General features: G+C 70.2%; 22 protein-coding genes and 1 pseudogene. 11 read left to right on the plus strand and 12 right to left on the minus strand.

Annotation, left to right across the window (positions count from 1 at the left end):
- Positions 1-21: 21 nt before the first annotated feature.
- From STRIP9103_RS35075 to trhA, 3 genes are all read right to left on the minus strand, one after another.
- Positions 22-663, minus strand: a complete 642-nt coding sequence (locus STRIP9103_RS35075; RefSeq protein ID WP_009329758.1) for a TetR/AcrR family transcriptional regulator — start codon at positions 661-663, stop codon at positions 22-24.
- A gap of 4 nt (positions 664-667) precedes the next feature.
- A complete protein-coding gene (locus STRIP9103_RS35080) occupies positions 668-2,233 on the minus strand; it encodes an MFS transporter (protein WP_009329717.1) in 1,566 nt (521 codons plus the stop codon).
- A gap of 166 nt (positions 2,234-2,399) precedes the next feature.
- Positions 2,400-3,149, minus strand: coding sequence for a PAQR family membrane homeostasis protein TrhA (gene trhA, locus STRIP9103_RS35085; RefSeq protein WP_048821544.1), 750 nt, complete (start codon positions 3,147-3,149; stop codon positions 2,400-2,402).
- A gap of 348 nt (positions 3,150-3,497) precedes the next feature.
- Between trhA and STRIP9103_RS35090 the strand changes: the two genes are divergently transcribed.
- Positions 3,498-5,324, plus strand: coding sequence for a phosphoenolpyruvate carboxykinase (GTP) (locus tag STRIP9103_RS35090; RefSeq protein WP_048821538.1), 1,827 nt, complete (start codon positions 3,498-3,500; stop codon positions 5,322-5,324).
- Positions 5,325-5,462: 138 nt separating this feature from the next.
- Here STRIP9103_RS35090 and STRIP9103_RS52245 read toward each other — a convergent pair.
- Positions 5,463-5,558, minus strand: a pseudogene (locus STRIP9103_RS52245) (PIN domain nuclease); the annotation flags it as partial.
- A 254-nt stretch (positions 5,559-5,812) separates the two neighbouring features.
- On the opposite strand from STRIP9103_RS52245, the gene STRIP9103_RS35095 reads away from it, so the two are divergent.
- From STRIP9103_RS35095 to STRIP9103_RS35120, 6 genes are all read left to right on the plus strand, one after another.
- Positions 5,813-6,811 (plus strand): serine/threonine-protein kinase, encoded by a 999-nt coding sequence (locus STRIP9103_RS35095; protein ID WP_009329787.1) that lies wholly within the window; start codon positions 5,813-5,815, stop codon positions 6,809-6,811.
- Positions 6,798-7,316: a hypothetical protein gene (locus STRIP9103_RS35100; protein ID WP_009329712.1), complete on the plus strand. Its 519-nt coding sequence runs from the start codon at positions 6,798-6,800 to the stop codon at positions 7,314-7,316. Before STRIP9103_RS35095 ends, STRIP9103_RS35100 begins: the two co-directional genes overlap by 14 nt.
- Before the next feature lie 166 nt (positions 7,317-7,482).
- Positions 7,483-8,661: a hypothetical protein gene (locus tag STRIP9103_RS35105; RefSeq protein ID WP_009329760.1), complete on the plus strand. Its 1,179-nt coding sequence runs from the start codon at positions 7,483-7,485 to the stop codon at positions 8,659-8,661.
- A 227-nt stretch (positions 8,662-8,888) separates the two neighbouring features.
- Positions 8,889-9,650 carry a vWA domain-containing protein gene (locus tag STRIP9103_RS35110; RefSeq protein WP_009329726.1) on the plus strand — a complete coding sequence of 254 codons (762 nt, stop codon included), beginning with the start codon at positions 8,889-8,891 and terminating at the stop codon, positions 9,648-9,650.
- A gap of 10 nt (positions 9,651-9,660) precedes the next feature.
- Positions 9,661-10,461, plus strand: coding sequence for a PP2C family serine/threonine-protein phosphatase (locus tag STRIP9103_RS35115; RefSeq protein ID WP_009329757.1), 801 nt, complete (start codon positions 9,661-9,663; stop codon positions 10,459-10,461).
- Positions 10,458-11,624, plus strand: a complete 1,167-nt coding sequence (locus STRIP9103_RS35120) for a hypothetical protein (RefSeq protein ID WP_009329739.1) — start codon at positions 10,458-10,460, stop codon at positions 11,622-11,624. Before STRIP9103_RS35115 ends, STRIP9103_RS35120 begins: the two co-directional genes overlap by 4 nt.
- A 50-nt stretch (positions 11,625-11,674) precedes the next feature.
- On the opposite strand, the gene STRIP9103_RS35125 is transcribed toward STRIP9103_RS35120, so the two are convergent.
- From STRIP9103_RS35125 to STRIP9103_RS35150, 6 genes are all read right to left on the minus strand, one after another.
- The gene (locus STRIP9103_RS35125; protein WP_009329784.1) at positions 11,675-12,286 is read right to left on the minus strand and encodes a hypothetical protein; all 612 of its coding nucleotides are present in this window, start codon (positions 12,284-12,286) and stop codon (positions 11,675-11,677) included.
- Positions 12,273-13,829: a substrate-binding and vWA domain-containing protein gene (locus STRIP9103_RS35130; protein WP_009329747.1), complete on the minus strand. Its 1,557-nt coding sequence runs from the start codon at positions 13,827-13,829 to the stop codon at positions 12,273-12,275. The genes STRIP9103_RS35125 and STRIP9103_RS35130 overlap by 14 nt, the downstream gene beginning before the upstream one ends.
- Positions 13,826-15,007 (minus strand): toxic anion resistance protein, encoded by a 1,182-nt coding sequence (locus STRIP9103_RS35135; protein ID WP_009329751.1) that lies wholly within the window; start codon positions 15,005-15,007, stop codon positions 13,826-13,828. The genes STRIP9103_RS35130 and STRIP9103_RS35135 overlap by 4 nt, the downstream gene beginning before the upstream one ends.
- Positions 15,008-15,028: 21 nt before the next feature.
- Complete coding sequence (locus STRIP9103_RS35140) at positions 15,029-16,108, minus strand: substrate-binding domain-containing protein (RefSeq protein ID WP_048821547.1); 1,080 nt, start codon at positions 16,106-16,108, stop codon at positions 15,029-15,031.
- Between the two features lie 268 nt (positions 16,109-16,376).
- Entirely contained in the window at positions 16,377-16,805 is a 429-nt protein-coding gene (locus STRIP9103_RS35145) for an SCO4983 family protein (protein ID WP_009329720.1), read from the minus strand.
- Between the two features lie 191 nt (positions 16,806-16,996).
- A complete protein-coding gene (locus tag STRIP9103_RS35150; protein WP_009329762.1) occupies positions 16,997-18,208 on the minus strand; it encodes a pyridoxal phosphate-dependent aminotransferase in 1,212 nt (403 codons plus the stop codon).
- Positions 18,209-18,477: 269 nt separating this feature from the next.
- Here STRIP9103_RS35150 and STRIP9103_RS49375 point away from each other — a divergent pair, with 269 nt between their 5' ends.
- Positions 18,478-19,128, plus strand: a complete 651-nt coding sequence (locus STRIP9103_RS49375) for a hypothetical protein (protein WP_158696936.1) — start codon at positions 18,478-18,480, stop codon at positions 19,126-19,128.
- Between the two features lie 207 nt (positions 19,129-19,335).
- On the plus strand, positions 19,336-20,259 hold the full coding sequence (locus tag STRIP9103_RS35160; protein WP_009329714.1) for a S1 family peptidase: 924 nt from the start codon (positions 19,336-19,338) through the stop codon (positions 20,257-20,259).
- Positions 20,260-20,293: 34 nt separating this feature from the next.
- Here STRIP9103_RS35160 and STRIP9103_RS35165 read toward each other — a convergent pair whose 3' ends face one another.
- Both STRIP9103_RS35165 and STRIP9103_RS35170 read right to left on the minus strand, forming a co-directional pair.
- A complete protein-coding gene (locus STRIP9103_RS35165; RefSeq protein ID WP_009329782.1) occupies positions 20,294-21,934 on the minus strand; it encodes an N-acyl-D-amino-acid deacylase family protein in 1,641 nt (546 codons plus the stop codon).
- A 144-nt stretch (positions 21,935-22,078) separates the two neighbouring features.
- Positions 22,079-23,350 (minus strand): amino acid deaminase, encoded by a 1,272-nt coding sequence (locus STRIP9103_RS35170; RefSeq protein ID WP_009329746.1) that lies wholly within the window; start codon positions 23,348-23,350, stop codon positions 22,079-22,081.
- Positions 23,351-23,529: 179 nt separating this feature from the next.
- Here STRIP9103_RS35170 and STRIP9103_RS35175 point away from each other — a divergent pair, with 179 nt between their 5' ends.
- Together STRIP9103_RS35175 and STRIP9103_RS52250 are read left to right on the plus strand one after the other, a co-directional pair.
- Positions 23,530-24,429 (plus strand): sugar kinase, encoded by a 900-nt coding sequence (locus STRIP9103_RS35175; protein WP_078614159.1) that lies wholly within the window; start codon positions 23,530-23,532, stop codon positions 24,427-24,429.
- Between the two features lie 16 nt (positions 24,430-24,445).
- Complete coding sequence (locus STRIP9103_RS52250) at positions 24,446-24,703, plus strand: LamG domain-containing protein (protein ID WP_009329776.1); 258 nt, start codon at positions 24,446-24,448, stop codon at positions 24,701-24,703.
- Positions 24,704-24,793: the final 90 nt, after the last annotated feature.

The raw sequence follows: 24,793 nt of genomic DNA on the forward strand, positions 1-24,793 counted from the left end.
GCATGGGAGCGGGAGCCGGGCTCAGGGGTTTTTCCTGGGAAGGCCGTGCTGGAGGACTTCCAGGGTGCGGTCGACGAGGGAGACGAAGTCGTCGCGGTGGTCGTTCTCGGCCCAGTACAGGGAGGTCTCCATCAGACCGCCGACGAGGGACATCGCGTAGACCCGTACCTCCAGGCTCTCCGGGTCCCGGCCGGTGCGTTCGGCGATGGCGGTGCACAGCATGCGGCCGGTGACCGACATGCTCTCCATCATCCGGGACCGCACCGCCGGGACCTGGACCATCAGATGGGTGCGCAGCTTCGCCACCTCCATGTCCTCCTCGACGCCCGTACGGACGGCCTCCCGCATCACATGGCGGATGGTGTCCGGCCACGGTTCGTCCATGGGCCGGGACCGGAGGTCCTCCAGCAGGACCGGGTCGTACTCGTCGGTGAGGACGATGTCCTCCTTGGTCGGGAAGTAGCGGAAGACGGTCGACGGCGACACCTCGGCGCGGTCGGCGATCTGCTCGATCGTCGTGGCGTCGTACCCCTGTTCCCTGACCAAGGCGTAGGTCGCGGTGCGGATCGCCTCACGGGTCTTGATCTTCTTCCGCTCACGGAGCCCGAGCGCGGGGCGGTCGGTGGGAGAGGCGGGGGAGGTGGGGGAATGTGCTGCCGTCATGCCGTCATTGTCGGGCATCGGACTTCGGGGCGGCCAGGTCGGGGGCGACGCCCGTGCTGCTCCGGGCGGTCGGCGCGCCCGGCAGGAAGGCGGCGGCCAGCAGGGCCGCGACCAGGGCGGAGACGCCGCACACCAGCAGGACGAGGCCCATGCCGTGGACGTACGAACCGTTGGCGGAGGCCGCCAGATCGGCCGCGCCCGCCCGCTCGGCGACGAGGTGCGCGGCGATCACCGACTCCCCGGCGGTGTCGGCGGCCCGCGCGGGCAGCCCGGTGACGTCGAGCCGGTCCCGGAAGGCGCTCGCGAGCACACTGCCGAGCACGGCGACACCGATCGCGGCACCCACCTGACGCAACGTCATCAGCAGTCCGGAACCGCTGCCCGCCCGGTCCGAGGGCAGGGCGCCGAGGGCACCGGACATCGCCGGCACGACCGAGAACCCGAACCCGGCCCCGGCGAGCGACAGCCACAGCGCGGTGAAGCCGTAGCCGGAGTCGACGGTCGTACGACTGCCGAGGAACCCGGCGAAGGCCAGCACCACCAGACCCGTGCTCACCACGGCACGCGCACCGAAACGGGCGACGACCGGCTGCGCGGCCCGCGCGGCGACCAGCAGACCGCCCATCAGCGGCAGCAGCCGCACCCCCGTACCGAGGGCGTCGTGGCCGAGGACCGTCTGGAGGTACGGCGGCAGGACGAACAGCAGGCCGGACAGCACGAACATGACGAGGGTCGCCGCCAGCGTGTTGAACAGGAACCCCCGATGGGCGAGCAGCGCCATGTCCAGCATGGGGCGGGCGGTGCGTCGTTCGCGCAGCACCAGGGCGACGATCACGACGACGGCCGCCGCGAGCATGGCCAGGATCAGCGGGGCGCCCCAGCCGCGGTCGGGCGCCTCGATGATCGCGTAGATGAGGGCGCCGAGGCCCGTCACGGTGAGCGCGGTGGCGATGGCGTCGACCTTCGGGGAGGCCGGGTCGCTGGTCTCCGGCAGCAGGAAAACGCAGGCGGCGATGCCGAGCCCGGCCATCGGCACGTTGACGAGGAAGACCGAGCCCCACCAGAAGTGGTCGAGGAGCCAGCCGCCGAGTATCGGGCCGAGCGGCAGGCCGAGCGTCGAGCCCGCGGAGACGATGCCGACGGCCTTGGTGCGCTCGTCGGGCGCGAAGAGCGAGGGCAGCACGGAGAGCGCGAGCGGCGTCACGAGCGCCGCGCCGACGCCCATCACCGCACGGGCGGCGACGACCGCGTTCACGTCCGCGGCCAGCGCGCCGACCAGCGAGCCGGCGAGGAAGATCCCCAGTCCGGCGATCAGCATCCGCCGCCGCCCGAACCGGTCGCCGAGCAGCCCGGCCGGGAGCATCAGCGCCGCGAACACGACGACGTACGCGTCCGCCATCCACTGTTGCTGACCGGTGCCGGCGCCGAGCTGCCCGGCCATGGTGGGCAGCGCCACGTTCAGGATCGTCGTGTCGAAGCCGAGCGTCAGCATGCTCGCGACCAGGGCCCCGAGGGCCCACCAGCGGCGGGGGTCACGCCCGACCGCGTCCTGTTGAGTGAGAGTAGACATGAATTGATAGTAGCTCTCAAAAAATAGCGACTGTCAATTGATCGCCATGGGGATGGGTGGGTGCTCGGTGGCCGGGCATGCGAAAGTGGCCGCGGCTTGACAGCCGCGGCCACTGAAGAGAGGCGTCCGGGTCGGGCCCGGAGGGTTCCGGGTCGGCCCCGGAAGGTCAGGCGTGCTGGTATGCCACCAGCGAGATCCCCACGTAGTGGACGACGAACGCCGCCAGGGTGAGGGAGTGGAAGACCTCGTGGAAGCCGAACCACCTGGGTGAGGGGTCGGGACGCTTGAGGCCGTAGATGACTCCGCCCGCGCTGTAGAGGACGCCGCCGACGATCACCAGGACGAGGACGGCGATGCCGCCGGTGCGCATGAAGTCGGGGAGGAAGAAGACGGCCGCCCAGCCCATGGCGATGTAGCAGGGGGTGTAGAGCCAGCGCGGGGCGCCGACCCAGAAGACCCGGAAGATTATCCCGGCGAGCGCCGCCGCCCAGATGCCCCACAGCAGCCACTGGCCCTTCGTCTCCGGCAGGAGCAGCAGGGTCAGCGGGGTGTAGGTGCCCGCGATGATCAGGAAAATATTGGCGTGATCCAGACGGCGCAGGATGCCGTCCATGCGTGGGCTCCAGTCGCCCCGGTGGTACAGCGCGCTCACGCCGAACAGCAGGCAGGCGGTCAGAACGTAGATCCCGCAGGCGATGCGCCCGCGTGTCGAGTCGGCGAGCGCGGTCAGCACCAGGCCCGCGATGAGTACGGCCGGGAACATGCCGAGATGCAGCCAGCCCCGGAGCTTGGGCTTGATCGGCTCCGAGATGTGGTGCCCGATCTCGCGGGCGATCTGATGCGGCAGGGAGGGCGCGCCGGAATCACGGCCGTCGGCCGGCGTGTCCGTGGGCGCGTCGGGGGCGGACGCAGTCATGTCCGGCATCGTACCTACGGAACCGTAAGTTACGGGTCATCGCGGCCCGTTCACCCACCCGGAAGTGGCCATCGTCTCACGCCGGACCCGGATTGGGGATGGTCGGGTGAATTCCCGGACACCCCGGGTGAAGCAATGGTGACGCAAGGAAACCTCCCCGGGGGAGGTTGATGAGTGGCGATGCTCACGATGCTCACGTGTGCGGTCCTCTGGACATATGGGCACTACCGTCGGATGATCAAATGAGTGCGGTCGGCACCGGATGAGCGCCGAAGATCCATCCGTGAAGCATCCGGGTCGCAGCCCCCACGGGGCCTCCAACACAAAATCCCTCATCTAGGAGCAATCGTGGCGCGCGACATCGTGGCTCCCCCCTCAACCGTCCCGACCACCCACGGAGAACTCATCGCGTGGGTGAACGAGATCGCCGAACTGACGCAGCCGGACAACGTGGTCTGGTGTGACGGATCCGAGGCCGAGTACGAGCGCCTGTGCGGGGAGCTCGTCGAGAAGGGCACCTTCCGGAAGCTGGACCCCATAAAGCGCCCGAACTCCTACTACGCGGCCTCCGACCCGACCGATGTCGCCCGGGTCGAGGACCGCACGTTCATTTGTTCGGAGAACGAAGAGGACGCCGGCCCGACGAACCACTGGAAGGCGCCCGCCGAGATGCGGGCCATCTTCCAGGGGGAGAAAGGCCTCTTCCGCGGCTCGATGCGGGGCCGCACGATGTACGTCGTCCCGTTCTGCATGGGCCCGCTGGGTTCGCCGCTCTCCGCGATCGGCGTCGAGATCACGGACTCCGCCTACGTCGCCGTCTCCATGCGCACGATGACCCGTATGGGTCAGGCGGTCCTCGACGAGCTCGGCTCCGAGGGCTTCTTCGTCAAGGCCGTCCACTCGCTCGGCGCCCCGCTGGAGCCCGGCCAGACGGACGTCCCCTGGCCCTGCAACGAGACCAAGTACATCTCCCACTTCCCCGAGAGCCGCGAGATCTGGTCGTACGGCTCCGGGTACGGCGGCAACGCGCTGCTCGGCAAGAAGTGCTACGCCCTGCGCATCGCGTCGGTGATGGCGCGGGACGAGGGCTGGCTGGCCGAGCACATGCTGATCCTGAAACTCACCCCGCCGCAGGGCGAGTCGAAGTACGTCGCGGCGGCCTTCCCATCGGCCTGCGGCAAGACCAACCTCGCGATGCTGGAGCCGACGATCTCCGGCTGGACCGTCGAGACGATCGGCGACGACATCGCCTGGATGCGCTTCGGTGAGGACGGCCGGCTCTACGCCATCAACCCCGAGGCCGGTTTCTTCGGCGTCGCGCCCGGCACCGGTGAGCACACCAACGCCAACGCGATGAAGACGCTGTGGGGCAACTCCGTCTTCACGAACGTCGCGCTGACGGACGACGGTGACGTGTGGTGGGAGGGCATGACGGAGGAGACTCCGGCCCACCTGACCGACTGGAAGGGCAACGACTGGACGCCGGAGTCCGAGACCCCGGCCGCCCACCCCAACGCCCGCTTCACGGTCCCCGCCGCGCAGTGCCCGATCATCGCGCCCGAGTGGGAGGACCCGAAGGGCGTGCCGATCTCGGCGATCCTCTTCGGCGGCCGTCGCGCCACGGCGGTCCCGCTGGTGACGGAGTCCTTCGACTGGAACCACGGCGTGTTCCTGGGCGCGAATGTGGCTTCGGAGAAGACCGCGGCGGCCGAGGGCAAGGTCGGCGAGCTGCGCCGCGACCCCTTCGCGATGCTCCCCTTCTGCGGCTACAACATGGGCGACTACATGGGGCACTGGATCGACGTCGCCAAGGACAAGGACCCGGCGAAGCTGCCGAAGATCTACTACGTCAACTGGTTCCGGAAGAACGACGAAGGCAAGTTCGTCTGGCCGGGCTTCGGCGAGAACAGCCGCGTCCTGAAGTGGATCGTGGACCGCCTGGACGGCAAGGCGGAGGGCGTGGAGACCCCGATCGGCATCCTCCCGACGTCGAACGCCCTGGACACGGAGGGCCTGGAACTGTCCTCGGAGGACCTCGACTTCCTCCTGACGGTCGACAAGGAGGTCTGGCGCGAGGAGGCCGCCCTGGTCCCCGACCACCTCAACACCTTCGGCGACCACACCCCGAAGGAACTGTGGGACGAGTACCAGGCACTGGTCCAGCGCCTGGGCTAGCACTCTCCTGGGCCGATGCCCGCTCGGGCTACGCCTGCCGGGGCTGATGCCCCCCTTTCACTCCGCGGCCGGTCGTCTATGGGTTGCCCTGACCAGCGACATCTCCTCGACCGGTCGCGGATTCTTGCCGTTCCCGGCTCACCTGCCGACTTCTGGGCCGTACCACTGGAGTGCCTGGCCGGTGACGGCGGCGACGCACTCGAAGTCCCGGTCGCGGCGGAGCGCGCCCTGCAGAAGAACTCCGGCTCGGTGATCGGGCAGGTGGCGATGAGCCCGGCAGCTCGGGAATCCAGGGGATGACGACTCAGGGGCGCGGCCGCATCGGCGGGGTCGAAGGGACGTAGCCCCGGGTGGGGGTCCCCTGCTTGAGCGAAGCCGAGAGCGGGGGAGGGATGAGTGGGGGCGGCGGGAGCGAAACCGCTGCCTCGGTGGGGATTTCGCGGGACACTCGGGACATCCGCACCGAACCCCGAAATGAGGTGAGCGGGGTGCGTACACCCGTAAGTGACCCCATGAAGATCGGCCCGTACAAGATAGTGGGCCGACTGGGGTCGGGCGGTATGGGCTGGGTCTATCTGGGGCGCTCGCCGTCCGGCCGCGAGGTCGCCGTGAAGGTCGCCCGCCCCGAACTCGCCGCCGAACCGGAGTTCCGCGAACGCTTCGCCCGCGAGGTCGCCGCCGCCCGCGTGGTCAGCGGCGCGTACACCGCCGCCGTGGTGGACGCGGACCCCGAGGCCGAACTGCCCTGGCTGGCCACGCTCTACGTACCCGGCCCCTCCCTCGCGGAGGCGGTCCGCGCGGACGGTCCGCTGCCCGAGGACCAGGTCCGTCGGCTGGGTGCCGGGCTCGTCGAGGCGTTGCAGGCCATTCACGCCGCCCATGTGATCCACCGCGACCTCAAGCCCGCGAACGTGCTGCTCGCGAGTGACGGGCCCCGCGTCATCGACTTCGGCATTTCGCGGGTCGACGGTGCTCCTGGGCTCACCCGCGTCGGCATCGTCGTGGGGACACCGTCGTTCATGTCGCCCGAGCAGATCCGGGGGGCCCAGGTCGGTCCGCCGAGCGATGTGTTCGCGTTGGGCGGCGTGCTGGTGTACGCGCTCACGGGACGGCCGCCGCACGGCAGTGGGGAAGGGGTGCGGATAGAGGTCGTACGCGGGAAGCCGCGACTCGACGGCGTGCCGGTCGGACTGCGGCCGCTCATCGCTCGCTGTCTGGCCAAGCGGCCCGAGGACCGGCCCCGACTCGACGAGATCCTGCGGGAGCTGGTGGGCGACGCCGCCCCCACCGTGGTCGCGTCCTGGCCGCCGCCCCAGGTGGCGCGGACCATCGAGGTGCGGTACGAGGAGTTGAAGGAGCGCCATCGGCGGCGTACGGGGACGAGTGAGTCCGTGCCCTCGTGTCTGCTGCTGCACGCCCAGGCGTTGCTCGACGCCGGGTTGACCGACGCCATGGTCGCCGGGGCGGTGGTCCGTGACGGCTCCTGACGCCTACCCCGGCTGGGACTCGTACGCCGGTCGTGACTCCTTTCCCGGGCGGGACTCCTGCTCGGGGCGCGCCCCCGAGATCTATGACGTCGGTACGCACTGGCGGCAGCTGGTGCAGAGCTGGGTGGCCCGACGGAATTACCACACGGTTCACGACACCGTGTCCGTCTCGCTGCAATTCGATCTGCATGAGGCGGGGCGGATGGTCACGGTGAGATTCATGACCACCAAGAAACTGCTGGTGGCCTTCGCCACGGACGGGAATTTCCTGCGGCAGGACCAGCTCGCCATCGCCGCCGCGGCATCGAACGCATGGAATACCGAACAACTGAACCCCATGCTTTCCGTGTGGGACGTACGCGGACCGCGCCCCTGTCTCGCCGGTGTCTGCGATTTGCCGCTGACCTGCCGTATCACTCAGGCGGACTTCGACGCACTGGCCAATGAATGGGTGGATCGGGCGCGGCAGATGTTCAGTCGTTGCCATCAGGTGTTCAAGTTGTAGAAGTTGTAGAAGCGAAACGTCAACCAAGCGGAAATCACCGGAAGTTCGCCGGTGGAATTTCCGAAACCCTTCCGCCGTCCGGTCGCCTGCCCCACTATTGGATGGGCTTTTCAGGGGCCGCGGGGGCGTGCCTTTCAGGCCACGGGGGGTTGGTGCGATGGGGGCCATGGGACGTTTGTCGTTTCTCGGCGTGCTGGTGGGCTTGTTGGTCGCGGTGGTGCCGGCGGGAACGGCCTCGGCGGAGGGGCCTTGCGCCGGCCCCCTCGCCCAGTGGCTGGATTGCTGGACCGCGAACCTCGACAACGGCACGCCCTACGTCGTCACGATCAACGAGGAGTTGTCGCTGGTCGGACCCGGGCAGCAGCAGCACCAGATCCTCAAGAAGGACGTCGAGAAGCGCCGGCACCAGCTTGTGGTGGAGGTGCCGAAGGGGGAGCGGACGGGTGACGGCGGTACGGCTCTGCTGGTCCTGGCCGGGGGCCGCATGGTGCACCCCGATGCGCGGATCGACCGCATACCGCGATGGGCCGTCGACGAGTTGGACGCGGCGGGTGTCTGCGTCCCGCAGCGGCTGTGCGAACTGATCGTCGAAAGCGACAGTCAGCCGAAGCCGCTGGAGGGGCGGGAGCTGATCACCGAGGGGCTTGTCGCCGACCTGTCCACCCATGTCGGCGCCATCGCTCCTGTGTCGCAGCCCCCGACCACCGGCCACGAAAGGGACAGGCCCGACGACAAGGGCGACAAGGGCAACGAAGACAGCAAGGGCGGTAAGGGGGACAAAGGTCGGGGCGGCAACAACAACGTCGGTCCCACCGACGAACAGGCCTCCGGCTACAGCGGCACCACCTGGGCCGCCCTCTGGATGGGGCTGCTGCTCGCTCTGCTGCTGCTCGCCTTCGTGATCGTCATCCGGCATTCGCGGGGCCCGGTCGCCGTAGGGCATCGGGCATCGCCGGGGCGGCGGGCCGGGGGACGGCCCGCGCACGCGTCCGGCTCCGCCACCGCCACCGCGACGGCCACCACCGTCACCGCCGCTCCCGCCCACGCGGCCCGCGGCGAGGAGGCCACCGCCCGGCTGCGGGTCGCGCCCACGACCCGGCACGGACGGCAGGTCGGCAGGCGCCCGGCCCACGCACGCACCGGCGTCGTACGCACCGAACTGCACCCCCAGGGCTATGTCGAACTCGACCGCGTGCTCTACCGGGCGGTGTGGGCCGAGCCCGGCCGGCCGCCACCGGCGCCCGGCGGACTCGTCGACGTCACCGAGGCGCGCGAACGCGACTCCGACGTCCTGTACGCCTTCCCGCCCACCGCGGCGAGGCACGCCAAGGGCACACCCCGCTAGCGGACGACGAGCGGACGAGCGACAGAGGCACCGGCGGACGACCGGCAAACGCCAGAAACACCGGCGGACGACCGGCAGCACCACAGGCCCCGGCGGACGGCCGGCAGCACACCGGAAACACCAGAGCACCGGCGGACGACCGGCAACACCAGAGGCCCCAGGCACACCAGCGGCCGAGCTCCACACCACACGCACCACGAACACCAGAAACACCAGGGGGACGAGCGATGCACAGCGAATACCCGCCCACCGTGCCGGCGGAGTACGCCGACATCGAGTTCGAGAACAACGCGCAGCGCATGCCGCTCGTCCTGTGCCTCGACACATCCAGCTCGATGGCGGGCCCGCCGATACAGACGCTCAACAACGCGCTGGTCGAGTGGACCCGGGAGCTGCACGACGACGTCAGCCTCAGCTACAGCGTGGAGGTCGCCGTCGTCACCTTCGGCGGGCAGGGCGTGGCTGCCTGGCGGGGGCCTCACCTGCTCGATCCGCGCACCAGGACGAGCCCGTTCATCCCGGCGCACGCGTTCCAGGCGCCGCTGCTCACGGCCGCCGGGGTCACGCTGATGACGGAGGCGCTGGAGCTGTCGATGCACATCGTCGCGGCCCGGAAGGCGGAGCTGCGGGCCTCGGGGCTGCAGTACTACCGGCCGCAGATCTGCCTGGTCACGGACGGGCTGCCGACCGACCCGACCGGTCATCTCACCGACTCCTGGCACCGCTTGGTCCCCGTGCTCGCCGAGGAGCAGCGGGCGCGGCGGTTCCGGCTGTACGCCATCGGGGTCGGCGGGATCACGGACATGGGGGAGCAGGTGCTGCGGGCGTTCGCGCCCAAGTTCAACGCGCGGTTGCAGGGGTTTCCGTTCCGGGAGCTGCTCCAGATGATGTCCGCCAGTGCCAACGCCGAGCAGAAGGGGGCGGGGGACGAGGTGTTCGAGAAGATCTTCAGTCAGTTCAAGACGCAACGCCCCGCCTGGGAGGCGTGAGTTGACCGCCGTGCCGTGGCGTATCCACGGGCTGAGTGTCGAGGGCTATCGGCACCGCCGCCAGGGCCTGCCCTGCCAGGACGCCTGCGCCTACGCCACCACCTCCTCCGTCGCCGTGCTCGCCGTCGCCGACGGGGCCGGGAGCCGGCCGCGCTCGGAGGAGGGGTCGCAGCTCGCGGTGAAGCTCGCCGCCGAGCACTTCGCGCGGCGGGCCGGAGCGGCGGTGGAGGTGCGGCCGGGGGAGGCCGTGCACGAGCTGCTGCGCGACGCGCTGCACGACGTCAGCAAGGAGTTCCTGGACCGGACCGGCCCGGACGCGCAGGACTTCGCGACGACGCTGACCGTGGTGGTGCTCGCGCCCGGGTGGCTCGGACATCTCAGCGTGGGGGACGGGTTCGTCGTCGTACGGGCCGGGACGGAGGACGGGGAGCGGCAGTTCCATGTGCTGCCGCAGGCCGCGGCGGCGAGTGAGTACAGCAACGAGACGGTGTTCCTGACCTCGCCGGACATGGCCCGCTGGGTCCACACCGAGTGCGTCGCGGACGACGGTGTCGACGGGGTGCTGCTGTCCACGGACGGGCTCGCGCAGGCCATGCTCAACCGGTCGGCGAGCGGGGCGCCCGCCCCGAACACGTCCTTCGCCGACGCCGTGTTCCGCTCCCTCGACACCGCACCCGAGGACGGCCGGGACAGCGGCCTCGCGGCCCTCCTACGCTCGGACCGGCTCACGGCCCTGAACGCCGACGACAAGACCCTGCTGCGAGCGGTACGCACCCGACGCCACGCACACGCACACGAGGACGGACGATGAGCGGTCGTACGGTCTTTCTCGACGGCAGGGCGGTCACGCTGGCGGAGCTGCCGTTGAAGGGTGGCGGGCAGGCGGCCGTGTTCCCGGTGGAGGGGGACCCGGGCATCGTCGTGAAGATCTACCGGGAGACACCCGGCGCGGACCAGGAGCGGCGGCTCACCCGCATGCTCACCATGTCACCCCTGGCCGCCCGGCCCACCGACGCCAGTCAGCCGCCCGAGCTGGCCTGGCCGACCGCGATCGCCCGGGACGAGAACGGGCGGTTCATCGGCTACGCCATGCGCCGCTTCGGCGAGCCCCAACACGTCCAGCTCGTCGGCCTGTTCACCCGGGTCCAGCGTCTGAAGCTCTTCCCCGACCGGGCCGACTGGCGGTTCCTCCTCGGCGTCGCCTGGAACCTCGCCTTCATGACGGCCCGTATGCACTACGACAACCTCGTCATCGGCGACTTCTCCAGCAGCAACGTCGTCGTCGACGCCAACGGCTTCGTCACGTTCCTCGACTGCGACTCCATCGCCTTCACCGACCCGGTCACCGGCGAACTCTTCCCGTGTCTGATGCACACCACCGACTACTCGTCCCCCGAGCGGCAGGCGGGCGGTCCCGCGACCCGGCAGAGCGACGACTTCGCCCTCGCCGTCCTCATCTACCAGCTGCTCACCGCCGGCAACCATCCCTTCGGCGGCGTCCCGAACGAAAGCCCCTCCGAGTCGACCGTCAAGGACAACATCGCCGCCAGCATCTCGTACGTCGTCCGCCCGGAGATCGTCACCATCCCGCGCGGCACCATCGACCCGTCCGTCCTGCCGCCCGAACTCCTCACCCTCGCCAGGACCGCCTTCGGCCCCGGCGTCCAGGACCCCACCGTGCGACCCCCGGCCGAGGCCTGGCTGCGCGCCCTCGACAAGGAGCGCGGACAGGTGCGGTCCTGCACGGTACGGCCCCTGCACACCTTCGGCTCCCATCTGCCGACCTGCCCCTGGTGCACCCGGGCGGCGGTGACCGGCCACGACGTGTTCAACAGCCCCCGGCCGCCGGGGACCACCGCCGGCCCGCCCCTCCCACAGCCGCCACAGCCTCCGGCCCCGTACGCCGCGTTGAAGGTGGTGGCGGTGGTGGTGGCGGTGGTCCTCCTGATCGTGATCCTGGCGAGCGCCGGCTGAGGTCGGTGCCGAGCTCTCAGGCGCCCGGCCAAGCGGTGCAGCCCCTCCGCTCAGCCCGAGCGGTCCTCCAGGTACCGCGTGTGGGACTCCTGGCGCCGGGCCTCCGTGTCGCGCAGGGCGGCGGCCAGGGCGCCCAACTCGTCGTGCAGGAGGCCGAGTTGGCGTTCGAGGTGCCGCTCAGGCGGTTCCGTGCCCGGGGTCAGGCGGGTCCACCACCGGGTGCGTACGAACGTGTCGACCGCCTCCGGCACGTCCTGCCGTACCGCCCTCGACAGCGCGTGCACGCCCTCCGGGTCCTGGGCGAGGACCTCGGAGACCCAGCCGGGGTCGAGGAGGGCGGTGAGGAGTTCGGTCAGCTCGGTGAGGTGCCCGGCGGCGGCGGGCGGCAGGTCGATGCCGGTCAGATAGTCGCCGAGCCGGCCGAAGTCGGCGCGGAGTTCGTCCAGCTGGGCGGACGGGTCCGGGAAGTCCGGCAGCGCCGGCCGTTCCGGCGGGGCGATCAGCGCGCCCGCGCCGTACAGCCCGACGACCACGACCGGCCAGTACGGTCCCGCCACGCCCGCGAAGGTCAGGACGAGCCCGGCCACTCCGAGGGCGCCGCCGGTGAGGTTCTTGCGGGACTCCAGATAGCGCAGGACCCGGTTGGTGTCATTGGTAGCCACGGATCTCCTCGAAGGCGCCGTCCAGCGAGCCCTGCTGGGCGTCGAAGAGCCGGCCGCCGGTCAGGTCGGCGATGTGCTCCAGTTCGTCCTTGTCGGAGTCGCCGAAGAGGATCGGGAAGACGGGGATCTGCTGCTGTGCGGCCGGGAGCCGGCGGTAGAAGTCGTCGAACTCGGCCGGGCCCGCGCCCGTGGTGTTCTCGCCGTCCGTCATCAGCACGACCGAGGTGAACGTGTCCCGGTCGGCGGTGCCGAGATGCTCGTACGCCTTCTGGAGGGAGGTGTAGATGGCGGTGTCGCCCTCGGCGGACAGCACCCGGGTGTCCTCGCGGATGCCGTCGAGGCCGGCCTTCGGGTTCTCGGGCCGTACGACATGGGTGCGTACGCTCTTCACCTCCGACCCGAACGGCATCAGGGTGACCTCCTCGCGGTCGCGGAAGTCGCCGGTCAGCTCGGTGAGGGCGGTCTTCAGACGGGTGAGGCGGTCGCCCTCCATCGAGCCCGAGGTGTCCAGGACGTACACGGTGCGGGAGGGGCGGCGCAGTTCGTTCTCGTACGCGTCGAGGAGGCCGTCGGCGACGGAGCGGGTGCCGGGGAAGGGGAGTTCGCGGCGCCGGGTGGTGTCGAGGCCCTCGGCGGGCGGGACGGAGGCGACGACCGGGCGGCGCAGGGTCTCCTCGGTGATCAGCCGCTGGGTGTCCGGGGTGCGCAGGGCCTCGGAGAGACGGCGTACGTCCTCCCGTACGTCCTGGCTCGTCGACGCCAGCGAGGACAGCGGGTAGTCGGCGGTGATCACGCCGTCGCGCGGGCGGATCACCGTCAGGTCCTTCTTGCCCTTCAGCACCGACTCGTAGTTGAGCAGCGCGTCGACGTCACCGCGCCGGTCGTACGCCTGCGCCAGCCAGCCCGACGAGCCCGATGTCAGCTTCTGGCCCTCGAAGAACTCCTTCAGCCGGGGTGCGGCCTGCTCGACGTCCGCGTCCGTGAGCGCCGACTGGGCGTCGGAGAGGCCCGACGCCACCGAGACGAGCGTGGAGAAACCGGAGTTGGAGCGGGCCGGGTCGGTCATGCCGTACGTCAGGTCGCCGTCCGCCACCGCCTCCTCGATGTCCGCCCAGGTGACGTCCTCCGGCTTCCACCCCAGCTTCCGCATGGTCGCGGACTTCACCCCGATCGCCACCGGGCTGGACATCACCGGCGTCTCCGACACCACCTGCTTCGCCGCGTCCGGGCGCAGCCGCAGATAGTCGTTGGAGGAGAGCCAGAGCGCGTCGTACGAGCCCTTCGCGCGGCCCTCGGCGAGCAGTTCGACGGCGTCGAGGGTGCCCATGTAGGTGGGCCGGATCTTGATCCCGGTGTCCTTCTCGACCTGGGCCAACACCGGCTTCATATCGGCGAGTTCGCTGGAGGCGAGGACGCGGAGGGTGCCGGGGACGTACTTGGTCGCCTCGCCGGGGTCCGTCTTCTCCTCGGCGGTGCAGGCGGTCGTCGTCAGCAGGGCGGCCACGGTCACGAGGGCGACGGCGACCGTCGTACGCACTCTCATCCGAGGCCCCCTTCCAGCGCCCCCTGCGACCGGCTCCGCTCCAGGTACTGGCTCGCCTGCTGGAGTTCGCTGGTCAGGGACTCCACCGTGGCGGCCATGGTCTCGGTCGCCTGGGCCTTGTAGGTGTCGATGGCGTCCAGGGTGCGGTAGATCTGCTGGAAGGCCGAGCGGAGCGTCTCCGCGCCGACGGCCGGGTCGGCGGCGATGCGCTGGATCTCGCCGCTCTGCGTGGCGAGCATCTCGGCGTTGCCCCGGATCAGGTCCTCGGTGGTGCCGCGCAGGGCGTTGACCTGGTCGACGACCTTCTTCTGGTTGTCGAGGGCGGAGGCCAGCATCACGGAGATGCGCAGCGCCGACACCGTGGTCGTGGCCGCCCGGTCGACGCCCTTGATCAGCTCCTCGTTGTTGCGCCGTACGACGTCCATCGCCAGATAGCCCTGGGCGCAGACGGCGAGCTGGGTGAGCAGGTCCTGATGTTTCTGCCGGACGGGGAAGAGCACGTCCGCGCGGAGGCTGTCGGCGGCGGCCGGGTCGGTGGCCTCGACGCCGGCGATGTGCTCCTCGACGGCCGTGTCCAGCGCCTCCGTCAGGACCACGTACTCCTGGAGCTTGCCCATGGTCTCCCACAGACGGACGCGCTCGGTCTGCAACGCCGCGTTGTCGCGCCGCAACTCGTCCTGCCCGCCGCGCAGCGACCCCACGATCTTGTTGAGGGTGCCCTGCGCGGAGGCGTACTTGGCGACGTGGTCGCGCAGCTTGTTGCCGCCCGGCAGCCGGGACAGGAACTTGCGGCCCTTGTTCGCGGGCAGGTCGCGCGGGTCCAGGTCCTCCACCACCCGCCGCAGTTCCACGAGCGAGCCCGCGACCTGCGACTGGGCGTCCCCGCCCTTGTCCGGCAGGCTGCGCACGGTCCGCTCCAGCATGCGGTTGGACTGGGCGGCGGCCGTACGCATCTCACCGGCGCCGAGCGCGGTGATCTCCCTGACGCGGCCCGCGAACTCCGGGGACCGCGCGTCGAGGGCGGCGAGCCCCTGGACGTACTCGCCGGCCTTCCTGGCCATGTCCGACCGTACGGACTCCTCGACGGGCACGAGCCCGCCGGCCTTCTCCCGGGGCACGGCCGCGACCGGCTCGGGCGGAGTGAGCGTGAAGGTGGCGCCGCTGTCTTCGGTAGTCATGTGTGGTGATCCCCCGTAGTCCTACTGACCCCGTGCCCGGCGCGCCATCTCGTGCAGCACCTCGGAGGTGGGCACGGGCGCCTGCCGGACGGTCAGCTTCTGCATCAGATGGGTCGTGTACTCGGCGGTCGCCGCCGAGAACTCCGTGGGCGCGCCCTGCGGCCGGAACCCGTGCCGGGCGGCCAGTTTCCGCAACTCCGGGTCTCTTCCCAGCAGTTCACCGAGCTCCCGGCCCGCGTCGGTGACCGGTACGACGGTGTGGTCGCTGTTGACCGTGGTGTCCGGGTAGAGGACGACCAGATCGTCGGCGTTCTGGCCCGCGTTCTCGGTGAGCAGGGCGGCGACCTGCGACTCGTAGACGAGGACGAGCGGATTGCCGACCCCGCTGACGAAGTCACGGAACGCCGCGTCGGTGCTCGTCTGCTGGGCGCCCTGCACGCTGACCAGCTTGTGCAGGAGCGGCGCGGTCCTGTCGATGTCCGCCTCGCCCGCCACGACCCGCCCCTTGTTGGCGACATTGGAGGTGGCGGCGAGATAGAGCGCCCCCGAGTTGGAGGTGGTCGGATCGGTGGTGGCGATGTAGAGGAGCCCGGTCAACTCGCCGTACTTCTCGGCGCCCTTGAGGTCCTGCCAGGTGCGGTCCGCCTCGGCCGCCTTGAGGTACGCGCCCATGTCGAGGACGCCACGCCCCTTCTCGACCGTGGCCAGCCCGTTCTTCGCGAGCACCTCGGCGGCGTTCTTGTGGGCGACCACGACGAGCGGCGAGTAGAAGGGCCGGGGCAGCGGTTCGCGTACGTCGTACTTCTCGGCCAGTTCGTCGGCGGGGGCCTGGCTGGAGGGGAACGCGAAGTCGTACCCCTTCAGATCCAGCCCGTCCATGGCCCAGGAACCGGATGTCTCGGTCCGCACGGTGTAGCCCTTGGCGGCCAGGGCCTTCACCACCTCTGGGTCGGCGAAGAACTCCGCCTTCTCCGACCCGATCACTCCGCGCACGGTCTTCGTTGCCGTGCCGTTGTCCTCTGACTGCCGCCCCGCCACGACGGCTGCCACCACGCCGCCGATCAGCAGGACCGCAAGGACGATTCCAGCGATACGTCTCACATCGGTGAGCGTGCTCCCGGAACCCAACATTCCCGGCGGTCATCGATGAACGCCGGGTGAAGTGGCGGTCCCGGAACACAACCGGAACGGCGTCTGCCGCTTAGGTCGGCGGGAGTGTGCGCTGTCGTGACCGACCCCCGTCGAACCGGCCCTCGACGCGGTTCCGCGTCATCCGTACTCCGGCCCTCCGGAAGTCGCGGGGGCGCGAGCAACCACACACAACCCGCACGGACAAACTCACCGCAGCCACCCCCTCACCCAGCGGGGCTCAGCGGGTCGGCGCCAGCTCCCGCGGCTCCGCCTCGGCGGCGGCGTGCGCGTCCATCCGCTCGGCGGCGAGGATCGCGACCGCCGTGTCCGCTCGGGACGCGGCGACGACAAGGGCACGCCCCGCGAGGGCGTGGGCACGCCGGTGGAGCCCGGCGGGCTCCGACTCGCGACCACCGGCCGGCATCGGGGAACGTACCGGCGCCCGCCCTCCCCGCAACCGCCTGACCTGCTCGGACAGCCGCTCGGCGGCCACGTCGAGGTCGGCGGAGGGAGTCAGCGTACGCAGCTCGTCGGTCACGGCCAGCAGCGCCGCCAGATGACCCGCGAGCTGGATGTCCAGCTCTTCCTCACGCGAACGATGAGGGAAGTCGGAGGAGGTGGTGCCGGCCATCGTGTGGACCGACTTGGTACGGATCGGTTCGTACATGGGATGGCCTCCAAGCTCTCGGAGACCAGCCTACCTTAGATTCCGTCTAAAGTTGAGCGAAGTCCGAAGCTCTCGCTCGGCCCTGACTCCGGACGGCGAGACCCGCGCCCCGGAAAGGGGGCGCGGGTCTGTGTCGACATGCGGCTCCGCCGCATGGGCACGACCGGCCATCGGTCAAAGCCGGCGCGGCGCTACGGCTGGCTGTACCCGTCCAGGAAGTTCCCGATCCGAGTGATCGCCGACCGCAGGTCCCCGGTCGTCGGCAGTGTCACCACCCGGAAGTGGTCGGGCTCGGTCCAGTTGAAGCCGGTGCCCTGCACGACCATGATCTTCTCCTGTCGGAGCAGGTCCAGGACCATTCGGCGGTCGTCCTTGATCTTGAAGACCTGCGGGTCGAGGCGCGGGAAGAGGTACAGCGCCCCCTTCGGCTTCACGCACGTCACACCCGGGATCTGCGTCAGCAGCTCGTACGCGACGTCCCGCTGCTCCTTCAGCCGCCCACCCGGCAGCACCAGATCCTTGATGGTCTGCCGCCCGCTGAGTGCGGCGACCACCCCGTGCTGCCCCGGCATGTTCGCGCACAGGCGCATGTTCGCCAGGATCGTCAGGCCCTCGATGTAGGAGTCGGCGTGCGCGCGCGGCCCGGAGATCGACATCCACCCGACCCGGTACCCCGCCACCCGGTACGCCTTCGACATGCCGTTGAAGGTCAGCGTCAGCAGGTCCGGGGCCACCGCCGCCGTCGGGGTGTGCGTGGCGTCGTCGTAGAGGATCTTGTCGTAGATCTCGTCCGAGCAGACGAGGAGGTTGTGGCGGCGCGCGATGTCCGTCAGGCCGCGGATCATCGCCTCGTCGTACACCGCGCCCGTCGGGTTGTTCGGGTTGATGATGACGATCGCCTTGGTGCGGTCGGTGACCTTCCGCTCCACGTCCGCGAGGTCCGGCATCCAGTCGGACTGTTCGTCGCAGTGGTAGTGGACGGCCGTACCGCCGGACAGCGAGACCGCCGCCGTCCACAGCGGGTAGTCCGGGGACGGTACGAGCACCTCGTCGCCGTCGTCGAGCAGGGCCTGCATGGCCATCACGATCAGCTCGGAGACGCCGTTGCCGATGAAGACGTGCTCGACGTCCGTCTCGATGCCGAGGGTCTGGTTGTGCATGACGACCGCCCGGCGCGCGGCCAGCAGTCCCTTCGCGTCGCCGTAGCCATGGGCCGACGACACATTGCGGAGGATGTCCTCCAGGATCTCGGGCGGACACTCGAAGCCGAACGCGGCCGGGTTCCCCGTGTTCAGCTTGAGGATCCGATGCCCCGCCGCCTCAAGCCGCATCGCCTCCTCGAGCACCGGGCCCCGGATCTCGTAACAGACGTTGGCGAGCTTGGTCGACTGGATCACCTGCATGCCCGCGAGCTTACGACCGGTAACGACTCCCGCGTCGTGTTTTCGCTCACGTGGGACGCCCGTCACACTCCGATCCGCGCCCCGACTGCCCCGCGGACATCTTCGGTATCTAGAATTCGCCCCCAGATGAGGCCTTTCCCCCACACATGGCCGCACGGTGTACGACATGAGGGCGACAGATCGTAATGAATGGGGCGAACGGGGCCGACCGGGTGAACGGTGTCGGTGGGACGGGCCAGGGCGACGGTGACACCCAAGGGTTGCCGAAGGTGTATCACCCGCTCGCGGAGACCGACGCGACACCCGCGTACGAGATCTTCAACGATCCGGCGACCGCCCACGGTTGGGTGAACGCCTACGACGACACCGTCCAACTGGACGAGATCGTCGTTGACGATCACACGGTCGGTGGCTCGGACGCGGTGGGCGACCCGGGTGTGCCCGGCGGCTCCGACCCCTCGCTCGGGCATCGTGCGCGCCCGGCGGGCGGTCGGCGGGCCACGCTCGGGCGGCGTCGGGCCCGGCGGCGCAGGGCCCTCGTCGCGGGCGGTGTCGGCGTCGCCGTGCTCGCGGGCGTGACGATCGCGGGCCTCGCCGGTCTCGGCTCCTCGGAGCGTGAGGACCCGAACGGCCCGGCGTCCAGAAGTTCGGCCCCGGCCGCCGACCGCTCCGCCGGCACGGGAGCCGACCCCTCGTCGTCCACCGCCGAGTCCTCCGGTACGACGGAGACGGCACGGCCCACCACCTCGCCGGGTGCTTCCGAGGCGCCCCCGTCCCCGACCGCGTCCACCTCGCCCACGTCCCCCTCCACCACTTCTCCCGCCTCCCCCTCCGCCGCGACGCCCACCGCGACCTCGTCCCCCGGCAACTCCGGTAACGGCCAAGGCCGCGGCCAAGGAGCCACGAAGAAGCCCAGGTAGCTCCATACGGCCGTCCAAGGAGGGCCGGAAGAGCGGAAGTTGCCCGGCGGCCCAGTCGACCCGCGCGATCCCCTGGCCGAAGACCCCCGGCCGGAACCAACTCCTTGCTCGGTCATCACATGACCCTCACAATGCGCATGACAAACTGCGGTGGCAGGACGATCTCCCGTCACTCAAGTCACCTACGTCGCAAGAGGGGACCCCCACATGAGAAAGCCTCTCGTAGCCGCACTGTTCGCCCTGGTGATCACCGGGACGGGTGCGGCGCCCGCCGTCGCGGCGCCGGACGGCGCGGCCGGGTCGCCGGGGAAGTCGGCCGAGCCCGGGAGCGCGGTGACGGACGTGGTCGAGTCCGCGACCTCCTTGGTGAACGGCGTCCTGGCCGGCCCGAGCGTCCAGGCCGTGAACTTCGCCGGCACCGTCTCGCTCAGCAACTGCTCCGGCTCGGTCGTCCGCATGCCCGCCTCCGAGGACAACGACCCCGCGCTGGTCATGACCAATGGCCACTGTCTCTCCGCCGGTTTCCCGGAACCGGGCGAGGTGATCGTCGACGAGGCGTCCAGCCGCACCTTCGGCCTGCTGAACTCCGCCGGCACCCGCGTCGGCACACTGCGCGCCAGCAAGATCGCGTACGGCACGATGACCGACACGGACGTCGCGCTCTACCAGCTCACCACCACGTACGCGCAGATCAGGAGCTCGTACGGCATCGAGGCGCTGACCCTCAACGACACGCACCCGACCGCCGGGACGGCCATCAGTGTGGTCTCCGGCTACTGGAAGCGGATCTACAACTGCAGCGTCGACGGGTTCGCGTACCGCCTGAAGGAGGGCGACTGGACCTGGAAGGACTCCCTCCGCTACACCTCCGCCTGCAACACCATCGGCGGCACCTCGGGCTCCCCGGTCGTCGACCAGGCCACCGGCAAGGTCGTCGCCGTCAACAACACCGGCAATGAGGACGGCGAGCGCTGCACCGTCAACAACCCCTGTGAGGTCGCCGAGAACGGCACCGTGACCGTCCGCCAGGGCATCAACTACGCCCAGCAGACCTACCAGATCCCCGCCTGCTTCGGCCTCGACAACAAGCTCGACCTCAGCCGCAGCGGCTGCGTACTCCCCAAGCCGTAAGCAGCGGTAACCGCAGCACTCGGTGGGCGGGTGGTCATCCGGCGGCCGTTCGGGAATCCCCCGCCCTCCGGACCGCCCGCCCCGCCAGCACATCCGTCCGACGCCCCTCGTCGACGACGAAACGGCCGTCGACGAGGACATACGGAATGCCGGTCGGCAGGACGCGCGGGTTCTCGTACGTCGATCCGGCGGCGACCGTCGCCGGATCGAAGAGGACGAGGTCGGCGCGGTGGCCCTCGCGGACGAGGCCGCGGTCGGGGAGCCGGAGCCGGGCGGCGGGGCGTGAGGTGAGGTGGGCGACGCACTCCTCCAGGGAGAGCACGCCCAACTCCCGTACGTACCGGCCGAGATAGTGCGGAAAGGTGCCGTACGCGCGAGGGTGCGGCTTGTCGCCGCGCAGGATGCCGTCGGAGCCGCCGGTGTGGACGCGGTGGCGCATGATCGTGCGGACGTTCTCCTCGTGGCCGACGTGCTGGAGGATCGTGGACCCGAGCCGGTCCTCGACGAGCAGCCGGCGCGCGGTGACCCAGGGCTCCTCGCCACGGGCGTCGGCGGACCGGGCGATCGTCCGGCCCACGTACGACGACAGCGCCGAGTCCGCGACCCCCGAGATCTCGATGGTGTCCCACTCGATGGGCACCCCGTGACAGCCGTCGGCCCCCACCACCTCCATGTCGTGCCGGATGCGCGCGGCGGTCTCCTCGTCGGCCAGCCGCGCGAGGACCGCCTCCGGGCCGCCCTCGCTCGCCCAACTGGGCAGCATCGCCGCGAGGGTCGTACAGCCCGGGGTGTACGGATATGTGTCGAGGGTGATGTCGGCGCCGTCGGCCAGCGCCTCGTCGAGGAGGGCGAGCAGTTCCGGGGCGCGCCCCTCGTTCACGCCGAAGTTCATGGTGGCGTGGGCGAGATGGAGGGCGCACCCGGCGTCGCGGGTCAGGGCGACCATCTCCTCGTACGCCTCCAGCGCGCCCGCCCCGTACGAACGGTGATGCGGGCAGTAGTAGCCGCCGTACGACGCCACCACCCGGCACAGCTCGGTGAGTTCGGCGTCCTCGGCGTACATGCCGGGCGTGTAGGTCAGCCCCGACGACATGCCGACGGCGCCCTCCCGCAGCCCGGCGGCCACGGACTCCCGCATCCGGTCCAGTTCCTCGGGCGTGGCCGGCCGGTCCTCCCAGCCCATGGCGAGCATCCGTACGGTGCCCTGCGGAACCAGATACGCGGCGTTGACCGCGATCCCCTCCCCATCGAACCCGTGGTCGAGCCGGTCCAGGTATTCGCCGACCGAGCGCCAGGTGAAGTCGATGTCCTCGCCGTAGCCGTTCCACCCGGTGATCGCCCGGCGCACCTCTTCCAGGGTCCGGTCGTCCACGGGGGCGTACGACAGCCCGTCCTGCCCGATGACCTCCAGCGTCACCCCCTGCGCCACCTTCGCGGTGTGCTCCGGGTCCCGCAGCAGCGCGAGATCGCTGTGCGCGTGCATGTCGATGAGCCCCGGGGCGAGCGCGAGGCCTTCGGCGTCGACCATCCGCCCGGAGCTGGGCCGTTGGCACCCCGCGGCGGCGGCCTCCTTGACGACCGAGACGATGCGGCCGTCGGCCACGACCACGTCGGCGCGGTAGGAGGGGGCGCCGGTGCCGTCCACGACCTCGGCGTCACGGAAGACCAGGTCCACGTGCTGCCACCTTTCCGGGCTGCGCCCTGGGGTGCCGATAAGGACTTGCCCAATGGGGAGGGTGACTGAGGACGCTTTGCGGCTGCGGGTTCTTTGTGGTCGCTCGCGCGGCCGGCGGCCGGAGCGCTGTACGCACCCCCAGCCTCAGAAGAACGTACGGACGTAGTCCACTACCGTCCCGTCCCCCTCCGTCACCGGAATCAGCTGCCACTTGTCGAACGACGTGCAGGGGTGGGACAGCCCCAGCCCCACCCAGTCGCCGACCTCCAAGCTCGTCCCCGGAGCCGTGCGCAACCAGGCGTGCTGGTCGGAGAGGGCCGTCACCGAGATGCCGTCCGCGTCCCGGACCACGCCCGTGTCGGCGTCCCGCACCACCTCCACCACCGGCAGACCGAGGTCGTACGCGGCGTCACGCTTGCCGGCGTTGGCGAAGGCCTGTTCGTCGGACGGGCGGGAGACGACCTGGGCCCAGAGCCGGAAGGCGGGCTCCAGGGCCCCCTCATCGGGCACCCGGTTGAAGGGAGTCACCCGGCGGTAGTGCCCGACATCGTGCGAGACATAGGCGCCCGACCGCAACAACTTCCGTACCGGCACCGACAACTCGGGAATCTCGTCGAACACCTCCGCCACCACGTCGAACCAGGCGCTGCCGCCCGCACTCACCACCACCTCCTCCAGCCCCTCGAACCGTCCCGCCTTGTCGAAGCCGACGGCCAGAGCGGTCAGCCGCCGCAACCAGGCCCGCACCCGCTCCGGATCGGCCTCCGGCACCTCGCCCTCGTACCCGGCCACCCCCACCAGCCGCAGCGTGTCGACGCCCGCCACGGCGTCGGCGACCGCAGCGCACTCCGCCTCCGTGCGAATCCCGGTACGCGCGCCCGCGCCCGCCCCCAGCTCCACGACCACGTCCACCGGACGCGGGGAACCCTTCAGCGCCGCGTCCATCAGCTCCACACCGCGCACGGAGTCGACGTAACAGACGAGCCGGAACGACGGATCGGCCGCCAACTCGCCCGCGATCCAGCGCAGCGCCGCCGGGTCCACCACCTCATTGGCGAGGAACACCCGCTGGATCCCGAACTCCCGTGCCACCCGCACCTGATGAGGCACGGCGAGCGTGATCCCCCACGCCCCCCGCTCGATCTGCCGCCAGAACAACCGCGGCGCCATGGTCGTCTTCCCGTGCGGCGCGAAGGACAGCCCGTGCCGCGAGGCGTACGCCTCCATCAACGCCAGATTGTGTTCGAGCCGCTCGGCGGACAGCGCGAGCACAGGAGTCGTGAATCCACCGTCGAACAGGTTCCGGCGCTGAGCGGCCAGTTCCCCCACCGTCATCCCGTCGGCGTCCGGCGGGAGGCCTTTGAACCGGTGATCGACGCGTTCGGCGACCAGACGGTCGAGCGCTTCGGTACCCACGAAACCTCCTGACAAGGGATTTTGCAATATATGCAACGTTTATTGCGTATGTCGCTCACTGCTGTCTAACATCCCAGCCAACGCCGGGTCAACGGCGCCGCAGCCCCCGACGACGAGGAGCCCCGACCATCGTGACCACCGCCCCCGACGTCGTGGACGTCGTCGCGCTGGGCGAGTCCATGGTCACCTTCCTCCCGACCCGCCCCGGCCTCCTCGCCGACGTCCCCTCCTTCGAGCGCGCCATCGGGGGCGCCGAGTCCAACGTGGCCTGCGTACTGGCCGCCGCCGGCCACACCGTCCGCTGGGTGAGCCGGGTCGGCGCCGACGGCTTCGGGGACCACCTGGTCGAGGCGATCGGGGAGTACGGCGTCGACGTCTCGGCCGTACGACGCGACCCGACCCGCCCGACAGGTGTCTACTTCCGCACGGCGGGTGACCGGGCCACCGACGCGCACGAGGTGGCGTACTACCGCGCGGGCTCGGCCGCCTCCGCGATGACGGCGGAGAACATGGACCTGGACGCGATACACGCGGCCCGCGTCCTCCACCTCTCCGGCATCACGGCCGCCCTGTCCGACAACTGCCGCGAACTGCTGCGAACCCTGACGGCCCCCCGCCCCACCGGCGCCCCCCTCATCTCCTTCGACGTCAACCACCGTCCGGCCCTGTGGCAGACCGACGAGGGCCCACAAACCCTGCTGGACCTCGCCCGGTCCGCCGACATCGTCTTCGTGGGAGAGGACGAGGCCGAGGAGACCTGGGGCATCAAGGGCGGCCCCACAGCGATCCGCGCCCTGCTCCCGCAGCCGGCGACACTGGTCGTAAAGCAGGGCGCAAGGGGAGCCACGCTGTTCGAACGCACGCCCCCACACACGGATCACCCGCGTACGGCGGCAAGGGGGTGTGCCGGGGGACGACATCGGATACACCGGCCAGGTCCTGGGCCAGCGCACGGAGGACGGCTCGGCCTGGGGCTTCTGGTACGAGCTGACCGGCAAGGACACGGTCCTCGACGAGGAAACGCTGGAGGAGACCACGAGGCCCGTCGGCGTCTGGCACTTCTGCCGCCTGAACGCTGACGGCACCTTCTCCTCCGTGGTCTCCGACGAAGTGGCCGCCCTGGACAGTCCGGTACGGCTGACCGGCATCTACGACTCGGTGTACGGCACGATCAGCCTCTATCTGGGCTATGGGCAGAACGGCGACGCCAAGGCGTTCACCGTCCAGCTGGGCAGCGGCGACTTCGCCATCGGCAAGGGCTTCACGAACGGCACATGGAAGCACTACCTGCCCGCCCGTGTCTCTGAAGTCCGTCTGTGGGCGGGGGCGATGGCAAGCCCGGAGCAGGTCTAAGTCCGCGTACGCGACTGATCTGATCCGCGTGAACTGATCGGCCTGATCTGATCCGCGTGATCTGATCCGCGTGAACTCACGTGGACCGAT

Origin of the sequence: Streptomyces ipomoeae 91-03 (genome assembly GCF_000317595.1) — a bacterium.
Lineage (GTDB): Bacteria > Actinomycetota > Actinomycetes > Streptomycetales > Streptomycetaceae > Streptomyces > Streptomyces ipomoeae.

Excerpts from the sequence above, each read along its gene's own strand:
- STRIP9103_RS35075 (WP_009329758.1), bottom strand. The coding sequence starts at position 663 with ATGACGGCAGCACATTCCCCCACCTCCCCCGCCTCTCCCACCGACCGC.
- STRIP9103_RS35080 (WP_009329717.1), bottom strand. The coding sequence starts at position 2,233 with ATGTCTACTCTCACTCAACAGGACGCGGTCGGGCGTGACCCCCGCCGC.
- trhA (WP_048821544.1), bottom strand. The coding sequence starts at position 3,149 with ATGACTGCGTCCGCCCCCGACGCGCCCACGGACACGCCGGCCGACGGC.
- STRIP9103_RS35105 (WP_009329760.1), top strand. The coding sequence starts at position 7,483 with ATGGGACGTTTGTCGTTTCTCGGCGTGCTGGTGGGCTTGTTGGTCGCG.
- STRIP9103_RS35110 (WP_009329726.1), top strand. The coding sequence starts at position 8,889 with ATGCACAGCGAATACCCGCCCACCGTGCCGGCGGAGTACGCCGACATC.
- STRIP9103_RS35120 (WP_009329739.1), top strand. The coding sequence starts at position 10,458 with ATGAGCGGTCGTACGGTCTTTCTCGACGGCAGGGCGGTCACGCTGGCG.
- STRIP9103_RS35130 (WP_009329747.1), bottom strand. The coding sequence starts at position 13,829 with ATGAGAGTGCGTACGACGGTCGCCGTCGCCCTCGTGACCGTGGCCGCC.
- STRIP9103_RS35135 (WP_009329751.1), bottom strand. The coding sequence starts at position 15,007 with ATGACTACCGAAGACAGCGGCGCCACCTTCACGCTCACTCCGCCCGAG.
- STRIP9103_RS35145 (WP_009329720.1), bottom strand. The coding sequence starts at position 16,805 with ATGTACGAACCGATCCGTACCAAGTCGGTCCACACGATGGCCGGCACC.
- STRIP9103_RS35150 (WP_009329762.1), bottom strand. The coding sequence starts at position 18,208 with ATGCAGGTGATCCAGTCGACCAAGCTCGCCAACGTCTGTTACGAGATC.
- STRIP9103_RS35160 (WP_009329714.1), top strand. The coding sequence starts at position 19,336 with ATGAGAAAGCCTCTCGTAGCCGCACTGTTCGCCCTGGTGATCACCGGG.
- STRIP9103_RS35175 (WP_078614159.1), top strand. The coding sequence starts at position 23,530 with ATGGTCACCTTCCTCCCGACCCGCCCCGGCCTCCTCGCCGACGTCCCC.